This window comes from Pseudomonas yamanorum (genome assembly GCF_013386765.1).
GTDB classification, from domain to species: domain Bacteria; phylum Pseudomonadota; class Gammaproteobacteria; order Pseudomonadales; family Pseudomonadaceae; genus Aquipseudomonas; species Aquipseudomonas yamanorum_A.
Genome location: NZ_JACARE010000014.1, coordinates 370,531 through 391,905, shown reverse-complemented (window position 1 = coordinate 391,905; position 21,375 = coordinate 370,531). Strand labels below are relative to the sequence as shown.

18 protein-coding genes are annotated in these 21,375 nt (G+C 58.5%); 3 read left to right on the top strand and 15 right to left on the bottom strand.

Annotated features, from left to right (window positions below):
- Nucleotides 1-18: 18 nt before the first annotated feature.
- Together HX875_RS10310 and HX875_RS10305 are read right to left on the bottom strand one after the other, a co-directional pair.
- On the bottom strand, nucleotides 19-471 hold the full coding sequence (locus HX875_RS10310) for a PaaI family thioesterase (protein ID WP_177043097.1): 453 nt from the start codon (nucleotides 469-471) through the stop codon (nucleotides 19-21).
- Entirely contained in the window at nucleotides 468-944 is a 477-nt protein-coding gene (locus HX875_RS10305; protein WP_177043096.1) for a PaaI family thioesterase, read from the bottom strand. The genes HX875_RS10310 and HX875_RS10305 overlap by 4 nt, the downstream gene beginning before the upstream one ends.
- A gap of 157 nt (nucleotides 945-1,101) precedes the next feature.
- Between HX875_RS10305 and HX875_RS10300 the strand changes: the two genes are divergently transcribed.
- Nucleotides 1,102-1,344 (top strand): hypothetical protein, encoded by a 243-nt coding sequence (locus HX875_RS10300; protein WP_003210564.1) that lies wholly within the window; start codon nucleotides 1,102-1,104, stop codon nucleotides 1,342-1,344.
- 148 nt (nucleotides 1,345-1,492) lie between these two features.
- Here HX875_RS10300 and brnQ read toward each other — a convergent pair whose 3' ends face one another.
- The 10 genes from brnQ to sdhC form a co-directional block, all read right to left on the bottom strand.
- The gene (gene brnQ / locus HX875_RS10295) at nucleotides 1,493-2,806 is read right to left on the bottom strand and encodes a branched-chain amino acid transport system II carrier protein (protein WP_177043095.1); all 1,314 of its coding nucleotides are present in this window, start codon (nucleotides 2,804-2,806) and stop codon (nucleotides 1,493-1,495) included.
- A 434-nt stretch (nucleotides 2,807-3,240) separates the two neighbouring features.
- On the bottom strand, nucleotides 3,241-4,122 hold the full coding sequence (sucD, locus tag HX875_RS10290) for a succinate--CoA ligase subunit alpha (RefSeq protein WP_010166265.1): 882 nt from the start codon (nucleotides 4,120-4,122) through the stop codon (nucleotides 3,241-3,243).
- Nucleotides 4,122-5,288 (bottom strand): ADP-forming succinate--CoA ligase subunit beta, encoded by a 1,167-nt coding sequence (gene sucC / locus HX875_RS10285; protein ID WP_003210567.1) that lies wholly within the window; start codon nucleotides 5,286-5,288, stop codon nucleotides 4,122-4,124. Before sucC ends, sucD begins: the two co-directional genes overlap by 1 nt.
- Before the next feature lie 214 nt (nucleotides 5,289-5,502).
- A complete protein-coding gene (gene lpdA / locus HX875_RS10280; RefSeq protein WP_177043094.1) occupies nucleotides 5,503-6,939 on the bottom strand; it encodes a dihydrolipoyl dehydrogenase in 1,437 nt (478 codons plus the stop codon).
- Between the two features lie 95 nt (nucleotides 6,940-7,034).
- Nucleotides 7,035-8,264, bottom strand: coding sequence for a 2-oxoglutarate dehydrogenase complex dihydrolipoyllysine-residue succinyltransferase (gene odhB / locus HX875_RS10275; protein ID WP_177043093.1), 1,230 nt, complete (start codon nucleotides 8,262-8,264; stop codon nucleotides 7,035-7,037).
- 44 nt (nucleotides 8,265-8,308) lie between these two features.
- Nucleotides 8,309-11,140 carry a 2-oxoglutarate dehydrogenase E1 component gene (locus tag HX875_RS10270; RefSeq protein ID WP_177043092.1) on the bottom strand — a complete coding sequence of 944 codons (2,832 nt, stop codon included), beginning with the start codon at nucleotides 11,138-11,140 and terminating at the stop codon, nucleotides 8,309-8,311.
- Between the two features lie 262 nt (nucleotides 11,141-11,402).
- Nucleotides 11,403-12,107 carry a succinate dehydrogenase iron-sulfur subunit gene (locus HX875_RS10265; protein WP_177043091.1) on the bottom strand — a complete coding sequence of 235 codons (705 nt, stop codon included), beginning with the start codon at nucleotides 12,105-12,107 and terminating at the stop codon, nucleotides 11,403-11,405.
- 11 nt (nucleotides 12,108-12,118) lie between these two features.
- Entirely contained in the window at nucleotides 12,119-13,894 is a 1,776-nt protein-coding gene (gene sdhA / locus HX875_RS10260) for a succinate dehydrogenase flavoprotein subunit (RefSeq protein ID WP_063028200.1), read from the bottom strand.
- A 3-nt stretch (nucleotides 13,895-13,897) separates the two neighbouring features.
- Nucleotides 13,898-14,266 carry a succinate dehydrogenase, hydrophobic membrane anchor protein gene (gene sdhD / locus HX875_RS10255; protein ID WP_003210573.1) on the bottom strand — a complete coding sequence of 123 codons (369 nt, stop codon included), beginning with the start codon at nucleotides 14,264-14,266 and terminating at the stop codon, nucleotides 13,898-13,900.
- Nucleotides 14,260-14,634, bottom strand: coding sequence for a succinate dehydrogenase, cytochrome b556 subunit (sdhC, locus tag HX875_RS10250; RefSeq protein WP_008433998.1), 375 nt, complete (start codon nucleotides 14,632-14,634; stop codon nucleotides 14,260-14,262). The genes sdhD and sdhC overlap by 7 nt, the downstream gene beginning before the upstream one ends.
- A gap of 363 nt (nucleotides 14,635-14,997) precedes the next feature.
- Here sdhC and gltA point away from each other — a divergent pair, with 363 nt between their 5' ends.
- Entirely contained in the window at nucleotides 14,998-16,287 is a 1,290-nt protein-coding gene (gltA, locus tag HX875_RS10245; protein WP_003210575.1) for a citrate synthase, read from the top strand.
- 161 nt (nucleotides 16,288-16,448) lie between these two features.
- Here the strand turns inward: gltA and HX875_RS10240 are convergent, their stop codons facing one another.
- From HX875_RS10240 to HX875_RS10230, 3 genes are all read right to left on the bottom strand, one after another.
- Nucleotides 16,449-18,107: a cation acetate symporter gene (locus HX875_RS10240; protein WP_177043090.1), complete on the bottom strand. Its 1,659-nt coding sequence runs from the start codon at nucleotides 18,105-18,107 to the stop codon at nucleotides 16,449-16,451.
- Nucleotides 18,104-18,415 carry a DUF485 domain-containing protein gene (locus HX875_RS10235; protein ID WP_076015221.1) on the bottom strand — a complete coding sequence of 104 codons (312 nt, stop codon included), beginning with the start codon at nucleotides 18,413-18,415 and terminating at the stop codon, nucleotides 18,104-18,106. The genes HX875_RS10240 and HX875_RS10235 overlap by 4 nt, the downstream gene beginning before the upstream one ends.
- Before the next feature lie 239 nt (nucleotides 18,416-18,654).
- Nucleotides 18,655-19,506: a glycine betaine ABC transporter substrate-binding protein gene (locus tag HX875_RS10230; protein WP_177043089.1), complete on the bottom strand. Its 852-nt coding sequence runs from the start codon at nucleotides 19,504-19,506 to the stop codon at nucleotides 18,655-18,657.
- 331 nt (nucleotides 19,507-19,837) lie between these two features.
- On the opposite strand from HX875_RS10230, the gene HX875_RS10225 reads away from it, so the two are divergent.
- A partial coding sequence (locus HX875_RS10225) for a glycoside hydrolase family 17 protein (RefSeq protein ID WP_177043114.1) occupies nucleotides 19,838-21,375 on the top strand: 1,538 nt, incomplete at its 3' end.

The window sequence follows — 21,375 nt, the reverse complement described above, 5'->3', positions numbered from 1 at the left end:
GGGGCTAAGACCAGGATTTCAAGGGCGGGCCGGTTCCTCAATCTTGAAATGCGCACGGGCGGTGGCAATCGGTTCGGACTGGGTGCTCTGCCACGCGGTAATCGCCACATTGGCCACCCGCCGCCCCTGGCGCCACACCTGACATTTGGCGTAGGTGTCGCGAAACTGCCCGGCGCGCAGGTAATCCAGGGAGAAGTCGATGATTTTCGGCACGCCCGGCGCACCGGTGAATACCAGCAGATGCAAGGCGGCGGACAGCTCCATAAAGCCCGCGATCACCCCACCGTGGATCGCCGGTAATATCGGGTTACCAATGTTGTCCTTGTTGGCCGGCATGCGGAACAGCAATTCATCCCCCAGACGCGTGCATTCGATGCCGATCAGCTTGGCGTAGGGAATCAGGTTCAGCAGCGCCTCATAGTTGCCGCGCTCATGGGCTTGCTGCAGACGGGTCTTGAACTGATGAGTCATGCCTGTTCTCCCTTGATCGTATTCCCCAGGCCCTGGCTGCCCTTGAGGCGCTTGCCCATGCGCATGAACGTGCCCACCACATGGGCAATCGGCTGCTGGGGGTCATCCTGATAAGCGAAGCCACGGGTGAAGATCACGTCGGTGGTCACCCGGTAGCACTGGGCGAAACCGAACACCGGCTTGTGGGGTTCGGCCGGGTGCATGTAGTCCACACGCAGGTCCAGGGTCGGGCAGACCTCGAATTCCGGCAGCACGCATAACGTGGCCATGCCGCAGGCGGTGTCCATCAAGGAGGTGAGCGCGCCGCCGTGGATCACTCCGGTGTGTGGATCACCGACGATATGCGGGCCATAGGGCAGCACCAGGGTCATGCCGTCCTCACTGGCGGCATGCACCTGGATGCCCAGCACCTGGCAGTGACGCAAGGCAGAAACAAAACGTGTGGCACGGGATAAAAGAGGATTTTCGGTCATTCGTTAAAGACTCTTATTAGTGTGGAGCCGGCGGAGTAGACAACCTTGCTGAAAGTTCCCTAGGGAAAAGCCTTATATATCTGTGAAATTTAAGGAACTAAGCGTTGGGCATAGGCTCGAAAGGCCAGTAGATATCTTCAATAAGGAGAAACACCCCATGCGCAAGACTTTAGCTATTTCCATGATGCTGGCTGCTGCCCTCGGCCTCGCTGCCTGCGACAAAAAATCCGAAGACAAAGCCCAAGACGCCGCAGCGCACTCTGAGCAAGCTCAAAAAGACATGGCGAAAGCACAGGATAAAGTGAACGACGCTGCGAAAGAAAACGCCGATGCTGCCAAAGCTCAGGCTGAATCGAACGAAGCTGCTGCGAAAGAAGCAACACCTGCAACCGGTTCTTGAGTCTGACGACTTGAACACTGTGACTTGAAAAGTCATGTTGCAAAAGAAAGCCCGCTTAATAGCGGGCTTTACTTTGTCCGGTGTTTTTAACCCGGCCGGGCAGCTCGAAACTTCGAACTAACCTCGGCACAAGTTAGTGGCTAAACGTTTAAGCCATCGCTTCACTGCGTTTGCCCAGCAAGCGGTCAATCACCACCGCAACCACCAGCGTCATCACCGAAGGCACCAGCCACGCCAGGCCCTGCTCGCTCAACGGCAGGTGAGCCAATTGCGCTGGCATCCAGTCCGCCAGGCCGGCGCCCTTCAGCGCGTCGATGCAGCCGAAGATGAACGACACCAGCATTACCGGGCCCACGATCCGGCCTTGCTCCTGCCAGAAGTCCTTACAGAAGCTCAGGGCCACCAGCACGATGCACGGCGGGTAGATCGCGGTCAGTACCGGGATCGAGAACGCAATCAGCTTGGTCAGGCCCAGGTTGGACACAAACAGCGAGAACACCGCCAGGATCACCACCAGGGTCTTGTAGGACAGCGGCAGCACACGGCTGAAGTACTCGGCGCAGGCACAGGTCAGGCCTACCGCAGTCACCAGGCACGCCAGGGAAATCAGCACGGCAAGGAAGCCGCTGCCCAGGGAACCAAAGGTGTGTTGGACGTAAGCGTGCAGCACGGCAGCGCCGTTGGCGGCACCGGCGGCTACTTCATGGCTGCCCGAACCGAGGCGGAACAGGCTGATATACACCAACGCCAGGCCCACGCCGGCAATCAGCCCGGCAATGATCGCGTAGCGGGTGATCAGTTTCGGCGACTCAACCCCACGGGAGCGAATCGCGTTGACGATCACAATGCCGAATACCAGGGCGCCGAGGGTATCCATGGTCAGGTAACCATTGATAAAGCCCTGGGAGAACGGTGCAGCCACGTATTCAGGGGTAGCGACACCCACATCACCGGCCGGCAAGGCGAAGGCGGCGATGCCCAATACGGCCAGGGCGATAATTTTCAACGGCGCCAGGAAGCGACCGACGGTATCCAGCAGGCGGCCCGGGTACAGCGAAATGAAAAACACCAGCAGGAAGTACACCGAGCTGTAGAGGAACAGCGCCAGCGGGCTCTCACCGGTCAGCGGCGCCAGGCCCACTTCAAAGGACACGGTGGCGGTTCGCGGGGTGGCGAACAGCGGGCCGACTGCGAGGTAAGCAGCCGCTGCCAGCAAGCCACCGGCGATCTTGCCGATCGGGCTGCTCAACGCATCCATGCCACCACCGACCTTGGCCAGGGCAACCACGGTGATCACCGGCAAACCGACCGCTGTGATCAGGAAGCCCAGCGCCGCCATCCAGACATGAGGCCCGGACTGCAAACCGACGATAGGCGGGAAGATGATGTTGCCGGCGCCCACGAACAGGGCAAAAGTCATAAAGCCCAACGCCAGGATGTCCTGGCTTTTCAACACTTTCATTTGAGGAAATACCACACTACTGAATCGGAATTTAGAGAGGGCTTCCCTATGGATGAGGGAAATACTGCCGGTCCTGATGGGGACTGACGGGTCTGGCGCGGGGCTTCCTTTTGGGATGCGCACGCATAAAGAGGCGGCTAGCCTAACGAATTTGCGGGTCAAACGCACTGTTGCGGGGCGAACTGTCCGATAAGCGACATTTTTATGTCGCGTTTTCATATCTAAATTTTGAAATGCGATCAAATGTGGGAGCTGGCTTGCTTGCGATAGCATCACCTCAGTGCGTCCGAAACACCGAGTAGCCTGCATCGCAGGCAAGCCAGCTCCCAAAGTTGGTCGGCGTCATTCCATCCAACCGATGAGTAATCCCCAGAAAGCACAAAGGCCACCCGAAGGTGGCCTTTGTGGGGTGAAGCGTCAGCTAAGCGCGAGGCTTACTTGACAGCCCAACCGGTCAGCTCGGACAAAGCCTTGCCGATGTCTGCCAGCGAACGCACGGTTTTAACGCCTGCGTCTTCCAGGGCAGCAAACTTCTCGTCTGCAGTGCCCTTGCCGCCAGAGATGATTGCGCCAGCATGGCCCATGCGCTTGCCAGCAGGGGCAGTCACACCAGCGATGTAGGAAACAACCGGCTTGGTCACGTGTGCCTTGATGTAGGCAGCCGCTTCTTCTTCAGCCGAACCGCCGATCTCACCGATCATCACGATCGCTTCGGTCTTCGGGTCTTCCTGGAACAGCTTCAGGATGTCGATGAAGTTGGAGCCTGGGATCGGGTCACCGCCGATGCCGACGCAAGTCGACTGACCGAAACCGGCGTCAGTAGTCTGCTTCACAGCTTCGTAGGTCAGGGTGCCGGAACGGGAAACGATACCGACTTTACCTGGCAAGTGAATGTGACCTGGCATGATGCCGATCTTGCATTCGCCTGGAGTGATCACGCCTGGGCAGTTAGGGCCGATCAGGGTAACACCCAGCTCGTCGCACTTAACTTTAGCGTCCAGCATGTCCAGGGTAGGAATGCCTTCGGTGATGCAAACGATCAGCTTGATGCCGCCGAATGCTGCTTCCAGGATGGAGTCCTTGCAGAAAGGAGCTGGAACGTAGATCACGCTGGCGGTGGCGCCAGTGGCAGCTACAGCATCTTTCACGGTGTTGAACACTGGCAGGCCCAGGTGCTCGGTGCCGCCTTTGCCCGGAGTTACGCCGCCAACCATCTTGGTGCCGTACTCGATGGCTTGCTGGGTGTGGAAACTACCTTGGGAACCGGTAATACCCTGGCAAATAACCTTGGTGTCTTTATTGATCAGGACGCTCATTATTTGCCCTCCGCAGCTTTGACAACTTGTTGAGCAGCGTCGGTCAGGCTGGTAGCAGCGATGATGTTCAAACCGCTTTCTGCCAGTACTTTAGCGCCCAGTTCAGCGTTGTTACCTTCAAGGCGAACAACCACCGGGATTTTAACGCCGACTTCTTTCACTGCACCGATGATGCCTTCGGCAATCATGTCGCAACGAACGATGCCGCCGAAGATGTTGACCAGTACTGCAGCGACGTTGGAGTCGGACAGGATGATCTTGAACGCTTCGGTAACGCGTTCTTTGGTGGCACCGCCGCCTACGTCGAGGAAGTTGGCTGGTTTGCCGCCATGCAGGTTGACGATGTCCATGGTACCCATGGCCAGGCCAGCACCGTTGACCATGCAACCGATGTTACCTTCCAGGGCTACGTAGTTCAGTTCGAACTTGGCAGCGTGCGCTTCGCGCGGATCGTCTTGCGACGGATCGTGGAAAGTCTTCAGCTTAGGCTGACGGTACATGGCGTTGGCGTCGATGTTGATCTTGGCGTCGAGGCAATGCAGATCGCCGTCAGCCTTGATCACCAGCGGGTTCACTTCCAGCAGGGCCAGATCGTGATCCTGGAACAGTTTGGCCAGACCTACGAAGATCTTGGCGAACTGGGCAACTTGCTTGCCTTCCAGACCCAACTGGAATGCCAGCTCGCGACCCTGGAATGGCTGAGCGCCAACCAGTGGATCGATAGTGGCTTTCAGGATTTTTTCTGGGGTTTCTTCGGCGATCTTCTCAATGTCCACGCCACCTTCGGTGGAGGCCATAAACACGATGCGACGGCTCGAACGGTCAACGACAGCGCCCAGGTACAGCTCTTTAGCGATATCAGTGCACGATTCAACCAGGATCTTGGTGACTGGCTGGCCATTGGCATCAGTCTGGTAAGTCACCAGACGCTTGCCCAGCCACTGCTGAGCGAAGGCTTTGGCGTCTTCTTTGCTGCGAACCAGCTTTACGCCGCCCGCTTTACCGCGACCACCAGCGTGGACCTGGGCTTTGACAACCCACTCGGTGCCGCCGATTTTGTCGCAAGCTTCTGCTGCTGCTTCCGGGGTGTCTACTGCGTAACCCTTGGATACTGGCAGGCCGTATTCAGCGAACAGCTGCTTACCCTGATACTCGTGAAGATTCATGCTTATTACCGTCTTCGTTAGGTACTGCGCATTCGGCGCTGCGCTCTTTATTGAGTGCCGCGCCACCTGTGACTGCTGCTTGCACAGTCAAACCACCAAAAGCCTGAACCCTGGGTGGTGAAACTGCGCAAGACTGCGTCCAGCGGATATTCCGCGGTGAGTCTTGCGCACAAGGCTCACGACGGGCAACCGCCGTGGTTTCTTATTATCTCGCTTAGCGCTTCTTCTTGTTGGCGATGTGGATGGCATGGCCATTCACTGCCAACGCGGCTTCGTGCAGCGCTTCGGACAGGGTCGGATGGGAGAAAACCATCATGCCGATGTCTTCGGCGCTGGTGCCGAATTCCATACCGATTGCGCCTTGCTGAACCAGTTCTGCTGCGCCTGGGCCAATCACGTGGACGCCCAATACGCGGTCAGTCTTGGCATCAGCGATGACTTTGACAAAACCACCGGTGTCGTTGGCTGCCATGGCACGGCCAGAAGCAGCAAACGGGAAGGTGCCGACGTTAACTTCAACGCCTTCAGCTTTCAACTGCTGTTCGTTCTTGCCGACCCATGCAATTTCCGGGTGGGTGTAGATAACCGACGGGATCAGGTCGTAGTTCATCTGGGTCTTGTGACCCTTGATGCGCTCGACAACCATGATGCCTTCTTCGGAAGCCTTGTGCGCCAGCATCATGCCGCGAACCACGTCACCAATGGCGTACACGCCCGGCACGGTGGTAGCGCAGTGATCGTCAACGTGGATGAAACCACGCTCGTCGATGTTCACGCCGCTGTCGGAAGCCAGCAGATCAGTGGTCACTGGACGGCGACCAACGGCTACGATCAGCTTGTCGAAAGTGATGGTCTGTTCGCCATCCTTGTCGGTGTAGGTCACGACTACTTCGTCGCCGTTAACCTTGGAACCGGTAACGCGCGCGCCCAGCTTGATATCCAGACCTTGTTTGGTCAGGGTTTTCAGAGCTTCTTTGGACACAGCGGTGTCGGCAGCCAGCAGGAACGTGTCCAGGGCTTCCAGCACGGTGACTTCAGAACCCAGGCGGGACCAGACCGAACCCAGTTCCAGGCCGATCACGCCAGCGCCGATCACGCCCAGACGTTTTGGAACTGCCTGGAATTCCAGGGCGCCGGTCGAATCAACGATCACGTTCTGGTCAACCGGAGCCGGTGGAATGTCGATTGGACGCGAACCTGGAGCCAGGATCACGTTCTCGGCTTCGATGATTTCGGTCGAACCGTCAGGCTTGGTGATTTCAACTTTCTTGCCGGCCAGCAGTTTGCCGTGGCCTTGCAGGGAAGTGACGCCGTTGGCCTTGAACAGGGTTGCAACGCCGGAAGTCAGGCCTTTAACGATGTTGGCCTTGCGGCCGACCATCGCTGGCACGTCCATGGTCACGCCAGCGTGGTTGATGCCGTGGATGGCAAAACCGTCTTGCGCTTCGTGGAATTTCCAGGAGCTGTCCAGCAGCGCCTTGGAAGGAATGCAGCCAACGTTCAGGCAAGTACCGCCCAACGCCAGTTTGCCTTCCTTGTCGGTGTATTTTTCGATGCAAGCAGTCGAGAGGCCCAGTTGTGCGGCCTTGATGGCGGCTACGTAGCCGCCAGGGCCCGCACCAATCACTACAACGTCAAATTTCTGCGACATGAAAAAAAATCCTCTTTAGCTAAAAGCTTCAAGCCGTGAGCCGCACTCCGACCTGCCTTGCGACAGGGCCGGTGGTGCGGCTCACCGCCGCTTTATCAGATATCCAGCAGCAGACGAGCCGGGTCTTCCAGCAGGTTCTTGATGGTCACCAGGAAAGTCACGGCTTCTTTACCGTCGATCAGGCGGTGATCGTACGACAGCGCCAGGTACATCATTGGGCGGATAACCACTTGGCCGTTGATCGCCATAGGACGCTGCAGGATGTTGTGCATGCCCAGGATCGCAGCTTGTGGCGGGTTGACGATCGGCGTCGACATCATCGAACCGAAAGTACCACCGTTGGTGATGGTGAAGGTACCACCGGTCATCTCGTCGATGGTCAGCTTGCCGTCACGGGCTTTCTTGCCGAAGTTGGCGATGCCGCCTTCGATTTCAGCCAGGCTCATCAGCTCGGCGTTACGCAGAACCGGTACTACCAGGCCACGGTCGCTGGACACGGCAACGCCGACGTCAGCGTAGCCGTGGTAAACGATGTCGCCGCCGTCGATGGAAGCGTTGACTGCCGGGAAGCGTTTCAGCGCTTCGGTGGCCGCCTTCACGAAGAACGACATGAAGCCCAGGCGCACGCCGTTGTGGGACTTCTCGAACAGGTCCTTGTACTTCGAACGCAGTGCCATGACTTCGGTCATGTCGACTTCGTTGAAAGTGGTCAGCATCGCCATGTTCGATTGTGCTTCAACCAGGCGCTTGGCCACGGTTGCACGAACGCGGGTCATCGGTACGCGCTTCTCGGTGCGGTCGCCAGCAGCGAACACAGGAGCAGCGGCAGCCGGGGCAGCAGCCTTGGCAGGCGCGGCAGCCGGAGCGTTTTTCTTGGCTTCAACAGCGGCAACCACGTCTTCCTTGGTCACGCGGCCATCTTTGCCGGTGCCTTTGATGGAAGCCAGGTTGATGCCGTTTTCGTCAGCCAGCTGACGCGCAGCCGGTGCAGCGATTGGATCTTCGCCGCCCGCAGCCGGTGCAGCAGCTGGAGCTGCGGCAGCAGCCGGTGCAGCGGCGGCAGGAGCAGGAGCCGCGGCAGCAGCGCTGCCCTCTTCGATCGAGCCCAGTACCTGGTTCGACAGAACGGTAGCGCCTTCTTCGGCAACGATTGCGCCCAGCACGCCGTCAGCTTCAGCCAACACTTCCAGAACGACTTTGTCGGTCTCGATGTCGACGATCAGGTCGTCACGCTTGACGGCCTCGCCTGGTTTCTTGTGCCAGGTGGCAACGGTGCCATCGGCAACCGATTCCGGGAATGACGGGGCTTTGATTTCGATAGCCATTATCTGTGGGTCCTTAAAATTCGGTTTCAGTCAGCGCGAAGGCGTTAAACAGTGAAAGCATCTTGCAGCAGTTTTTCCTGCTGCTCGGCGTGCATCGATGCATAACCACAAGCAGGTGCAGCAGAAGCATCACGACCGGCGTACTCCAGGCCCAGTGCCTGTTTATGGTTGCCGATGCTGCGACGCAGATGATGCTGGCTGCTGTACCACGCGCCCTGGTTCATCGGTTCTTCCTGACACCACACCACGTTCGTGAGGTTGGTGTAAGGCGCGATGGCCTCCATCAGGTCGTCTTCCGGGAACGGGTAAAGCTGCTCGATCCGCACGATGGCGATGTCTTCGCGGCCTTCGGCACGGCGTTTTTCCAGCAAGTCGTAGTAGACCTTGCCGCTGCACAGGATCAGGCGAGTGACCTTGGCCGCGTCCAGGGTGTCGATTTCCGGAATAACGGTCTGGAACGAACCATCCGCCAGATCTTCCAGGGTCGAGATGGCCAATTTATGACGCAACAGCGATTTCGGCGTCAGCACTACCAGCGGCTTGCGCAGCGGGCGGATCACCTGGCGACGCAGCAAGTGGTAGATCTGGGCCGGGGTAGTCGGCACGCACACCTGGATGTTGTGCTCGGCGCACAATTGCAGGTAACGCTCCAGACGGGCCGAGGAGTGCTCCGGACCCTGACCTTCATAACCGTGTGGCAGCAGCATGGTCAGACCGCACAGACGGCCCCACTTGTGCTCGCCGCTGGTGATGAACTGGTCGATAACCACTTGGGCACCGTTGGCGAAGTCGCCGAACTGGGCTTCCCAGATCACCAGTGCCTGAGGCGTGGTGGTCGAGTAACCGTATTCGAACGCCAGTACGGCCTCTTCGGACAGGAACGAATCGTACAGGTCGAAACGCGGCTGGCCTTCGTACAGGTTCTGCAACGGGATGTAGGTGCCCGCGTCTTTCTGGTTGTGCAACACAGCGTGACGGTGCGAGAACGTACCGCGGCCGATGTCCTGGCCAGTCATGCGGATCGGGTGACCTTCGAACGCCAGGGTCGCGTACGCCATGGTTTCAGCGTAACCCCAGTTGATCGGCAGGCCGCCGGCTTGCATCTTCTGACGGTCTTCGTAGATCTTCGCAACCTGGCGCTGTACCACGAAGCCATCTGGAATTTCCAGCAGCTTGGCAGACAGTTCCTGCAGGGTTTTCAGATCGAACGAGGTGTCGTGACGCGCAGTCCAGGCGTGGCCCAGGTACGGACGCCAGTCAACGAACAGCTCTTTGTTCGGCTCTTTGACCAGGCTTTTTACTACGTGCAGGCCGTTGTCCAGCGCGTTGCGGTATTCATCGATCTTCGCCTGAACACGTGCATCGTCCACTACGCCGGCCTTGATCAGGCTGTCGGCGTACAGCTCACGGGTGGTGCGCTGCTTGGTGATTTGCTGGTACATCAACGGTTGGGTGCCGCTAGGCTCATCCGCTTCGTTGTGACCGCGACGGCGGTAGCAGACCAGGTCGATGACCACGTCACGCTTGAACTGCATGCGGTAGTCGATGGCGAGCTGGGTCACGAACAACACGGCTTCCGGATCATCACCATTCACATGGAGGATCGGCGCCTGGATCATCTTGGCAACGTCGGTCGCGTACTCGGTAGAGCGTGCGTCCAGCGGGTTACTGATGGTGAAGCCCACCTGGTTGTTGATGACGATGTGAACGGTACCGCCGGTCTTGAAGCCGCGGGTCTGCGACATCTGGAACGTTTCCAGGACCACGCCCTGACCGGCGAATGCCGCGTCACCGTGGATGGAAATCGGCAGGACCTTCTCACCGGTAGCGTCGTTACGACGATCCTGGCGCGCACGTACCGACCCCTCGACCACTGGAGAAACGATTTCCAGGTGGGATGGGTTGAACGCCATGGCCAGGTGAACTTCACCGCCGGTGGTCATTACGTTGGACGAGAAGCCCTGGTGGTATTTAACGTCACCGGAACCCAGCTCGACCTTCTTCTTGCCTTCGAACTCGTCGAACAGCTCGCGCGGGTTCTTGCCGAAGGTGTTCACCAGCACGTTCAAACGGCCACGGTGGGCCATGCCGATCACGATTTCCTTGGTGCCGTACGAACCGGAACGCTGGATCAGCTCATCGAGCATCGGGATCAGGCTTTCGCCGCCTTCCAGGCCGAAACGCTTGGTGCCCGGGTATTTGGTGCCCAGGTATTTTTCCAGGCCTTCCGCTGCGGTGACGCGCTCGAGCAAGTGGCTCTTGACGTCTGCAGACAGCACCGGGCGTCCACGCACGCCTTCAAGACGGTGCTGGAACCAGTGGCGCTGCTCGGAATCAGTGATGTGCGTAAATTCGGCACCGATGGTGCGGCAATATGTCTGCTGCAACGCTTCGTGAATTTCGCGTAGGCTCGCTTCCTCTTTGCCGATGAACAGGTCGCCGGCACGGAAGGTCGTATCAAGATCGGCATTGGTCAAGCCGTAATGATTGATCGACAGGTCTGCAGGTGCAGGACGCTGCCACAGCCCCAGCGGGTCAAGCTGGGCTGCCTGGTGGCCACGCATACGGTAGGCCTGGATCAGTCGCAGTACTTCAACTTGCTTCTTCTCGTGCTCACTGCTCACGCTCCCGGCGGAAACCGGCTGAGCGCGGCGCTGGTTCTTTGCCAGCAGCACGAACTGATCGCGAATTGTTGCGTGCGATACATCGGTGGCAGCGTTGCCGTCTGAAGACAACGTCTGAAATTTGGTGCGCCATTCTTCTGGCACAGCGTTAGGGTCGTGCAGGTAGAGCTCATAAAGCTCTTCCACATAGGCAGCGTTACCACCTGAAAGATAGCCGCTGTTCCACATGCGCTGCATCACGCTTTCTTGCATGCTTGGTCACCCTCGATTTGGGGACACCACCGGCGAAAACACCGAGTTTGCTTGCAAAAGGCCAAGTGCAGCGACCAAAACAAGCCACTTAGGATCACGCTGATAGTTCGGGTACCAACCCGAATGCCCCTGCTTGTCTCATTTCTTCAAAATAAGAGCCGCGGCTTTGTAAGTCGCTGCTCAAGTTAAAACTACGGCGCCGGTTGAAGCCTGCGCCGTAGCATCTACGGGCACAACGGTCCTGCCTTTACTACAACGTCAGTTACACGCCGCTTTGCAGCAACATGCTACGTACGTGACCAATGGCCTTAGTCGGGTTCAGGCCTTTAGGACATACGTTGACGCAGTTCATGATCCCGCGGCAGCGGAATACGCTGAACGGGTCATCCAGCGAAGCCAGACGCTCGGCGGTCTTGGTGTCACGGCTGTCTGCCAGGAAGCGGTACGCTTGCAGCAGGGCAGCTGGACCCAGGAACTTGTCCGGGTTCCACCAGAAGGACGGGCAGGAGGTCGAGCAGCAAGCGCACAGGATGCACTCGTACAGACCGTCCAGCTTCTCGCGCTCTTCCGGAGTCTGAAGACGCTCGATGGCCGGAGCCGGAGTGTCGTTCAGCAGGAATGGCTTAACCTTTTCGTATTGCTTGTAGAAGATGCTCATATCGACGACCAGGTCACGGATAACCGGCAAACCTGGCAGAGGACGAACGATCAGCTTGTTGCCTTTAACCACGGCAGACAGCGGCGTGATGCACGCCAGGCCGTTTTTGCCGTTGATGTTCATGCCGTCGGAACCGCAAACACCCTCGCGGCAAGAGCGACGATAGGAGAAACCTTCGTCCTGCTCTTTAACCAGGGCCAGTACGTCCAGCACCATCAGGTCTTTACCACCGGTATCGACCTGGAATTCCTGCATGAACGGCGCAGCGTCCTGATCAGGGTTGTAGCGATAAACACTGACTTTCAACATGGCAGCCACCCTTAGTAAGTCCGAATCTTCGGTTCAAACGTCGGAACCGTCTTCGGCGAGAAGTTCACGGCACGCTTGGTTACGCGCTTGTCACCCGGGAAGTACAGGGTGTGGCACAACCAGTTCTCGTCGTCGCGGTCTTCATAGTCTTCACGAGCGTGAGCACCACGGGATTCTTTACGAACCTCGGCGGCAATCGCGGTCGCTTCAGCCACTTCCAGCAGGTTTTGCAGCTCAAGGGCTTCGATACGAGCGGTGTTGAACGCCTGGCTCTTATCGTTGATCTTGACGTTGGCGATGCGCGAACGCAGGTCAGCCAGCTGGGCGATACCTTTTTGCATGTATTCGCCGGTACGGAACACACCGAAGTAGTTCTGCATGCAGCTTTGCAGCTCTTTGCGCAGGGAGGCGACGTCTTCGCCTTCGGTACGCGAGTTCAGGCCATCCAGACGTGCCAGGGCAGCGTCGATGTCGGACTGGCGTGGACGAGCGTAATCAACGCCTTCCTTCAGGGTCTGCTCCAGGAACAGGCCGGCGGCGCGACCGAATACCACCAGGTCGAGCAGCGAGTTGCCGCCCAGGCGGTTGGCACCGTGAACCGATACGCAGGCCACTTCGCCTACTGCGAACAGACCAGGGATGATCTGGTCGACGCCGTCGGCGTCCTGGGTGATCGCCTGGCCATGAATGTTGGTGGCAACGCCGCCCATCATATAGTGGCAAGTTGGAACAACCGGGATCGGCGCAACAGCCGGGTCAACGTGGGCAAAGGTCTTGGACAGCTCCATGATGCCTGGCAGACGGCTGTGCAGAACTTCTTCACCGAGGTGATCGAGCTTCAGCATCACGTGGTCGCCATCAGGACCACAGCCGTTACCGGCGATGATCTCTTTAACCATGGAACGGGCTACAACGTCACGACCGGCAAGGTCTTTGGCGTTCGGAGCATAACGCTCCATGAAGCGCTCGCCGTTCTTGTTGATCAGGTAACCACCTTCACCACGGCAACCTTCTGTAACCAGTACACCGGCGCCGGCGATGCCGGTCGGGTGGAACTGCCACATTTCGATGTCCTGTACCGGAACGCCTGCACGCAGGGCCATGCCGATACCGTCACCGGTGTTGATCAGGGCGTTGGTAGTGGACGAGTAGATACGGCCTGCACCGCCGGTCGCCAATACGGTGGCGTTAGCCCGCACGTAAGAGGTTTCGCCGGTTTCGATGCAGATAACGATCATGCCTACAAAGGCACCGTCTTCGTTCTTCACCAGGTCGACGCCGTAGTATTCGTTGAGGAATACGGTGCCGGCCTTCAGGTTGGCCTGGTACAGGGTGTGCAGCAGCGCGTGACCGGTACGGTCGGCTGCGGCGCAGGTACGGGCGGCCTGGCCACCTTTACCGAAGTCTTTCGACTGCCCGCCGAACGGACGCTGGTAGATGCGGCCCTGTTCGGTACGGGAGAACGGCAGACCCATGTGTTCCAGCTCGAAGACCGCTTCCGGGCCTACGGAGCACATGTATTCGATAGCGTCCTGGTCACCGATATAGTCGGAACCCTTGACGGTATCGTACATGTGCCAGCGCCAGTCATCGTTCGGATCGGCGGAGGCGATGGCGCAGGTGATGCCACCCTGGGCCGAAACGGTATGGGAACGGGTCGGGAACACCTTGGTGATCACGGCAGTCTTGTGACCGCCCTGGGCCAGTTGCAGCGCAGCGCGCATGCCGGCACCGCCGCCGCCAATGATGATGGCGTCGAATGAAAGCGTATTAACTGTGTTAGCCATGAATCAGATACCCCAAAGAATCTGCACACCCCAGACGAAGTAAGCGAACATCGCGACGCCGCATACTGCCTGGAAGAGAAACCGTACTGCTGTCGCGGACTTGCCCAGCGCCATTGGCGTCAGGTAGTCGGTCGCGATGGTCCACATGCCAACCCAGGCGTGAGCGCCCAGGGCTACAAGGGCCAGCAGACTGAAGATGCGCATCCCGTTATGAGCGAACAGGCCGTGCCATTGGGCGTAGCCAATGCCAGGGTTCGCCGCGAGGTACCCGATCAGGAAGATGAAATAAGCCGCGAGAACAACCGCAGACACACGTTGCGCCATCCAGTCATAGAGGCCCGAACGCGACAGGTTCGTAACGCTGGTTACCATATCCAAACTCCCGCCAGAACGATCAGCACCACGGAAATGGCGATGACGATTTTCGAGCCCAGCTTGCCGCCTTCCAGCGTCTCACCGATACCCATGTCCATGATCAAGTGGCGAATACCGGCCACAAGGTGATAAAGCAGAGCGGACAGGAGGCCCCAGGCGACGAATTTGGCCAGCGGACTGGTCAAGCATGCCTTCACCTCGGCGTACCCTTCTTCCGAACCCAGGGATTTGCTCAATGCGTAAAGCATGATGCCCAGGCCAAGAAACAGGATGATGCCGGATACACGGTGCAGGAACGACGTTACGCCGGTGATGGGGAGTTTGATGGTCCTTAGGTCTAGGTTTACAGGTCGTTGGCTATTCACGGCTTTTTTTCACACTGAAGAGCCCCTAACAATCAGGGCAAAGTTGTTGGGGAGTGCACTGGTCAGGTAACCACCACCCAGGGAGTGCGACCCCCATCAAAACGGGCCCAAAAGCCCCTGGCGGTCGGAGGCCGAGTATAGACAGTTAGGCAACTAATGACAACGCGCACTCCTCACCCTAATAGCGCATTGCAATGGCGGCATAAAAGGCGTAAATGGCAGGTAATTTCGAGGAAAAAGTACGGTTAAAGCCTTCTGGAGCAAGACTTTAGGCAAATTGACATCTGAATTTATCTCACTATAGTGGTGCGGGCCCTGCGTGGGGGGTCTGTCTGATGATTTGAAGCATAAATAGGAGGCCACATGGCTGACAAAAAAGCGCAGTTGATCATCGAGGGCGCAGCCCCCGTCGAGCTGCCCATTTTAACCGGCACCGTTGGTCCCGATGTTATCGACGTACGGGGCCTGACGGCCACGGGCCGTTTTACATTCGACCCAGGCTTCATGTCGACCGCCTCATGCGAGTCGAAGATCACCTATATCGACGGTGATAACGGTATCTTGCTGCACCGCGGCTACCCGATCGAACAGCTTGCTGAACAGTCGGACTACCTCGAAACCTGCTACCTGCTGCTCAACGGCGAATTGCCAACAGCTGAGCAAAAGGCCCAGTTTGTCAGCACCGTGAAGAACCACACCATGGTTCACGAGCAGTTGAAGACCTTCTTCAACGGCTTCCGTCGCGACGCCCACCCGATGGCCGTCATGTGCGGCGTAGTCGGCGCCCTGTCGGCCTTCTATCACGACTCCCTGGACATCAATAACCCGCAGCATCGCGAAATCTCCGCGATCCGCCTGGTTGCCAAGATGCCTACCCTGGCCGCAATGGTTTACAAGTACTCCATGGGCCAACCCATGATGTACCCGCGCAACGACCTGACGTACGCGGAAAACTTCCTGCACATGATGTTCAACACCCCGTGCGAGATCAAACCGATCAGCCCGGTGCTGGCCGCCGCGATGGACAAGATCTTCATCCTCCACGCCGACCACGAACAGAACGCCTCCACCTCTACCGTGCGCCTGGCGGGCTCTTCGGGTGCCAACCCGTTCGCCTGTATCGCCGCCGGTATCGCCGCACTGTGGGGCCCTGCCCACGGCGGTGCGAACGAAGCCGTATTGACCATGCTCGATGAAATCGGCGATGTCTCGAACATCGACAAGTTCATCGCCAAGGCCAAGGACAAGAACGATCCGTTCAAGTTGATGGGCTTCGGTCACCGGGTCTACAAGAACCGCGACCCGCGTGCCACCGTGATGAAGAAGACCTGCGACGAAGTGTTGAAGGAACTGGGGATCAAGAACGATCCGCAACTCGAACTGGCCATGCGCCTGGAAGAGATCGCCCTGACCGACCCGTACTTCATCGAACGCTCGCTGTACCCGAACGTCGACTTCTACTCGGGGATCATCCTCAAGGCGATCGGCATTCCAACCAGCATGTTCACGGTGATCTTCGCCCTGGCGCGCACCGTAGGCTGGATCTCCCACTGGAAAGAAATGCTCTCCAGCCCGTACAAGATTGGCCGCCCGCGCCAGCTGTACACCGGCTACGAGTCGCGTGACATCACCAAGCTGGAAGACCGCAAGTAAGCCAACCGCTACTTGGCCACACCGAAAACGGCCTCCTTTGATAGGGAGGCCGTTTTTATTTGTACCGGATATGAGAAACAGTTTTGTCGTATCTGTTACCAATAAAGGCAAAAAAAAGCCCCGATCTCACGACCGGGGCTTTTTTTTGTAACCGTTACAACTTAGTGGTTAACGGCCCCACTCGCCCCCAGGCCAGTCTGCGAACGCACAAACTGCGGGAAGTACAGCGCACGCTCCTTCTCTGCCGCCGCCGACTTGTCGGTGATGGAGAAGAACCAGATACCGACGAACGCAATGATCATCGAGAACAGCGCCGGGTACTCGTAAGGGAAAATCGCTTTCTCATGGTGCAGGATCGAAACCCAGATGGTTGGGCCGAGGATCATCAGGCCAACGGCACTGACCAGGCCCAGCCAGCCGCCAATCATCGCACCGCGCGTGGTGAGGTTTTTCCAGTACATGGAAAGCAGCAGTACCGGGAAGTTGCAACTGGCGGCAATGGAGAACGCCAGGCCTACCATGAACGCGATGTTCTGGCTTTCAAACAGGATACCCAAGCCAATCGCCAGCACTGCCAGGGCGATGGTGGTGATCTTCGATACACGAATCTCATCCTTCTCGTTGGCCTTGCCTTTCTTGATCACGCTGGCGTACAGGTCATGGGATACCGCCGAAGCACCCGCCAGGGTCAAGCCGGCAACCACTGCCAGGATGGTGGCAAACGCCACGGCCGAGATGAAGCCCAGGAAGATACTACCGCCCACCGCGTTGGCCAGGTGCACCGCCGCCATGTTGTTACCGCCGAGCAAGGCACCTGCAGCATCCTTGAACGCCGGGTTGGTGCTGACCAGCAGGATCGCGCCGAAGCCGATGATGAACGTCAGGATATAGAAGTAGCCGATGAAGCCAGTGGCATACAGCACGCTCTTGCGCGCTTCCTTCGCGTCACTCACGGTGAAGAAGCGCATCAGGATGTGCGGCAGGCCGGCGGTACCGAACATCAGTGCCAGGCCAAGGGAAAACGCCGAAATCGGATCTTTCACCAGGCCGCCCGGGCTCATGATCGCTTCACCTTTAGGGTGAACCTTGATCGCCTCGGCAAACAGCATGTTGAAGTCGAAGTTGACGTGCTTCATCACCATCAGCGCCATGAACGAGGCACCGGACAGCAGCAGCACTGCCTTGATGATCTGCACCCAGGTGGTGGCCAGCATGCCGCCGAACAACACATAGAGGCACATCAGGATGCCCACCAGGATCACCGCTACATGGTAATCAAGGCCGAACAGCAGCTGGATCAGCTTGCCCGCGCCGACCATCTGCGCGATCAGGTAGAACGCCACCACCACCAGAGAGCCGCACGCCGACAGGCTGCGGATCTGGGTTTGCCCGAGGCGGTAGGACGCCACGTCGGCAAACGTGTATTTACCCAGGTTACGCAGGCGCTCGGCGATCAGGAACAGAATGATCGGCCAGCCCACCAGGAAGCCGATCGAATAGATCAGGCCGTCGTAGCCGGAGGTAAACACCAGCGCGGAAATCCCCAGGAAGGAGGCTGCCGACATATAGTCACCGGCAATCGCCAAACCGTTCTGGAACCCGGTGATCTTGCCGCCGGCCGCATAGTAGTCAGCCGCCGACTTGTTGCGCTTGGACGCCCAGTAGGTGATGCACAAGGTCGCGCCGACGAAGGCCACGAACATCAGGATCGCTGCGATATTCAGCGGTTGTTTATGCACTTCGCCGGTCAATGCATCCGCCGCCCAAACGGCAGGTGCAAAGGCCGAGGCGCCGAGTACAGCCAATAGACGACGGATCATTGCGCAGCCTCCTTGAGAATCGCATTGTTCAGGTCGTCGAATTCGCCGTTGGCGCGTCGTACATAGATGCCGGTGAGGATGAAGGCCGACACAATCAGCCCGACCCCGATGGGGATTCCCCAGGTGATGGACGAACCGGGGCTGATCTTGGCCCCCAGTATTTGCGGCCCATAGGCAATCAGAAGAATGAAAGCGGAGTAAAGCCCAAGCATGATCGCCGAGAGAATCCAGGCGAACCTTTCCCTTTTACTAACCAGCTCCTTGAAACGCGGGCTGTTTTGAATCGAGAGGTAAATGCTGTCGTTCATTGTTTTTATCCTCGCAGCACAGCTTTTTATTATTGGAACGTATCCACTGTATGCGGCTGAGGAACAGGTTCCAGACGACCTTAGTAGTAGAAGGAGTGTAGCGAGGGATATTGAAGGCGCAGGAATAATTGCTGGGGCGAAATAATGTGGGAGCCGGGCTTGCCCGCGATGGGATCACCTCGATACATCAGGTGCACCGAGGCGTCTGCATCGCAGGCAAGCCAGCTCCCACAAGAGGCTTATTTAGCGGTCCATTCGGCGACACGCTCAGGGTGCTTGGCCACCCAATCCTTGGCCGCTGCTTCAGGCTTGGCGCCCTCTTGGATCGCCAGCATGACTTCACCGATTTCATCCTTGGAGGCCCACTGGAATTTCTTCAGGAACGCCACGACTTCCGGGGCTTTCTTTTCCAGACCTTTGCTGCCGATGCTGTTGACGGTTTCAGCAGCACCATAAATTCCTTTTGGGTCGTCCAGGAAACGCAGTTTCCACTTGGCGAACATCCAGTGTGGCACCCAACCGGTGACCGCAATGGATTCCTGTTTGTCTTCAGCACGGGTCAGCTCGGCGATCATTGCCGCGCCGGAACTGGCTTGCAGCTTGTAGTCCAGACCATAGGCCTTGATCGCTTCGTCGGTCTTGAGCATCACGCCTGAACCGGCGTCAATGCCGACGATCTTGTTCTTGAAGGTGGTGTCGGTCTTGAGGTCTTCGATGGATTTGGCTTTCACGTACTCAGGCACGATCAGGCCGATCTTGGCGTCCTTGAAGTTGGGGCCGTAGTCGACCACCTTGTCCTTGTTCTTGGCCCAGTATTCACCGTGGGTCACGGGCAGCCAGGCGGAGAGCATGGCGTCGAGTTTGCCGGTGGCCACGCCTTGCCACATGATCCCGGTGGCGACCGCTTGCAGTTTCACGTCATAACCGAGCTTTTGCTTGATCACTTCTGCCGCCACGTGGGTGGTGGCGACACTGTCCGACCAGCCATCCACATAGCCGATGCTCAGGGTTTTGCTGTCGGCGCTGGCCATTGTGGAGCTCATCGCAACTACCAAAGTGGCAGCTGCGCCCAAGAGTCGTCGCATCTTCATAGTGCTTCCCCGAAAGTGCTGCGCCCGGCGGATGCCGAGCGACGTCAACCTGTTGTTATGTGGTGCACCGCGCCCCCTTCACGCGCATCGATCACGTGGGTGCTTCATCAGTGGAGGGCTGACACTTCGATCATCAACCTGCTGCCACAAGCGACCTGCTCTGACTGCGACCTCAGGTAAGCAAGAAACGACATCACATCGCCAGCAAGATGATTTGTAGGACATTCACCGACGATCCCGCCCGAACTTTGCATGTCAAAATTATGCGGTCCCACTGGGACGGCACAAATCCGGGTAAGATGCGCGCCTTTGCTCCCCTGACGGCCTGATCATGCCCGCGACTGCCCGCTTTGCGCTCCTGCCTTATATATTTGCCCTGATCCTCGGTGTACTGGCCCTCGCCGGCTATTGGTATGGCCTTGGCAAACCCGTGGTGCTGCCGGACGTGGCCAGCGCCAGCCACAAGCTGCAATGCGCGTCCTACACGCCCTTCGACAAAGACCAATCGCCGTTCGACCAGCCGTTCAAACTGCGCCCCGAGCGCATGGACGCTGACCTGGCGTTGCTGGCTACCCGTTTTGAGTGCATCCGCACCTATTCCCAGACCGGCCTTGAAGCCTTGCCGGAACTCGCGCGCAAACACGGCCTGAAGCTGATGAGCGGCGCGTGGGTCAGCAGCGACCCGGTGGCCACTGCCAAGGAAGTCGAGGCATTGATCGCCTCGGCCAACGCCAACCCCGACGTCATCACGTCAGTGATCGTGGGTAACGAAACCTTGCTGCGCAAGGAAGTCACCGCCAAGCAGTTGGTGGCGCTGATCCATCACGTCAAAAGCCATATCAAGCAACCGGTCACCTATGCCGATGTGTGGGAGTTCTGGCTGCAACACCCGGAAATCGCCCCGGCGGTGGATTTCCTGACCATCCACCTGCTGCCTTACTGGGAAGATGACCCGTCGGGCATCGACCAGGCGCTCAAGCATGTGGGCGATGTGCGCCAGACCTTCGGCAACAAGTTCGCCCCCAAGGACGTGATGATCGGCGAGACCGGCTGGCCGAGCGAAGGCCGCCAGCGGGAAACCGCGGTGCCGAGCCGGGTCAACGAAGCCAAGTTCATGCGCGGGTTCGTGGCCATGGCCGAAGCCAACGGCTGGCACTACAACCTGATCGAAGCGTTTGACCAACCGTGGAAACGCGCCAGTGAAGGTGCGGTTGGCGGCTACTGGGGCCTGTTTGATGCCGATCGCCAGGACAAGGGCGTGCTCGCCGGCCCGGTGACCAATGTGCCGTACTGGCCGCTGTGGCTGGGGGTTGGCGGGATTATCCTGCTGGGCACGCTGCTGCTGGGCGGTCGTGTGCGCAACACCCGTGCGGCCTTGTTGTTGCCATTGCTCGGTGCAGTGGCTGCCTGCTCGATTGGCACCTGGGCCGAATTGAACCGGGTAACGGCGCGCTTCGCGGATGAGTGGGTGTGGGCGGGATTGCTGGTGGCCTTGAACCTCGCCGTCCTGGCCCACGCCGCCCTGGCGTTGAGTGCACGGGAAGGTTGGCGTGAACGCGCGTTCAACTGGCTGGAGCAGCGCGCTGGCTGGCTGGTGGCGATCGCCGGATTTGCCGGTGCCGTGATGATGCTGGCGCTGGTGTTTGACCCGCGTTATCGCAGCTTCCCGAGTGCCGCGCTGGTGCTGCCGGCGCTGGTGTACCTGGTGCGTCCGGTAAGCGGGCTGCGTCGGGAGATCGCGTTGCTGGCGTTCATCATCGGTGCCGGCATTGCGCCGCAGTTGTACCGTGAAGGGGTGATGAACCAGCAGGCGTGGGGTTGGGCGGTGGTGAGCCTGCTCATGGTTGCAGCCTTGTGGCGTTGCCTGCG

Coding starts and splice junctions, on each gene's coding strand:
- HX875_RS10310 (WP_177043097.1), bottom strand. CDS start 471: ATGACTCATCAGTTCAAGACCCGTCTGCAGCAAGCCCATGAGCGCGGC.
- HX875_RS10305 (WP_177043096.1), bottom strand. CDS start 944: ATGACCGAAAATCCTCTTTTATCCCGTGCCACACGTTTTGTTTCTGCC.
- HX875_RS10300 (WP_003210564.1), top strand. CDS start 1,102: ATGCGCAAGACTTTAGCTATTTCCATGATGCTGGCTGCTGCCCTCGGC.
- brnQ (WP_177043095.1), bottom strand. CDS start 2,806: ATGAAAGTGTTGAAAAGCCAGGACATCCTGGCGTTGGGCTTTATGACT.
- sucD (WP_010166265.1), bottom strand. CDS start 4,122: ATGAGCGTCCTGATCAATAAAGACACCAAGGTTATTTGCCAGGGTATT.
- sucC (WP_003210567.1), bottom strand. CDS start 5,288: ATGAATCTTCACGAGTATCAGGGTAAGCAGCTGTTCGCTGAATACGGC.
- lpdA (WP_177043094.1), bottom strand. CDS start 6,939: ATGTCGCAGAAATTTGACGTTGTAGTGATTGGTGCGGGCCCTGGCGGC.
- odhB (WP_177043093.1), bottom strand. CDS start 8,264: ATGGCTATCGAAATCAAAGCCCCGTCATTCCCGGAATCGGTTGCCGAT.
- HX875_RS10270 (WP_177043092.1), bottom strand. CDS start 11,140: ATGCAAGAAAGCGTGATGCAGCGCATGTGGAACAGCGGCTATCTTTCA.
- HX875_RS10265 (WP_177043091.1), bottom strand. CDS start 12,107: ATGTTGAAAGTCAGTGTTTATCGCTACAACCCTGATCAGGACGCTGCG.
- sdhA (WP_063028200.1), bottom strand. CDS start 13,894: ATGGCTAACACAGTTAATACGCTTTCATTCGACGCCATCATCATTGGC.
- sdhD (WP_003210573.1), bottom strand. CDS start 14,266: ATGGTAACCAGCGTTACGAACCTGTCGCGTTCGGGCCTCTATGACTGG.
- gltA (WP_003210575.1), top strand. CDS start 14,998: ATGGCTGACAAAAAAGCGCAGTTGATCATCGAGGGCGCAGCCCCCGTC.
- HX875_RS10240 (WP_177043090.1), bottom strand. CDS start 18,107: ATGATCCGTCGTCTATTGGCTGTACTCGGCGCCTCGGCCTTTGCACCT.
- HX875_RS10235 (WP_076015221.1), bottom strand. CDS start 18,415: ATGAACGACAGCATTTACCTCTCGATTCAAAACAGCCCGCGTTTCAAG.
- HX875_RS10230 (WP_177043089.1), bottom strand. CDS start 19,506: ATGAAGATGCGACGACTCTTGGGCGCAGCTGCCACTTTGGTAGTTGCG.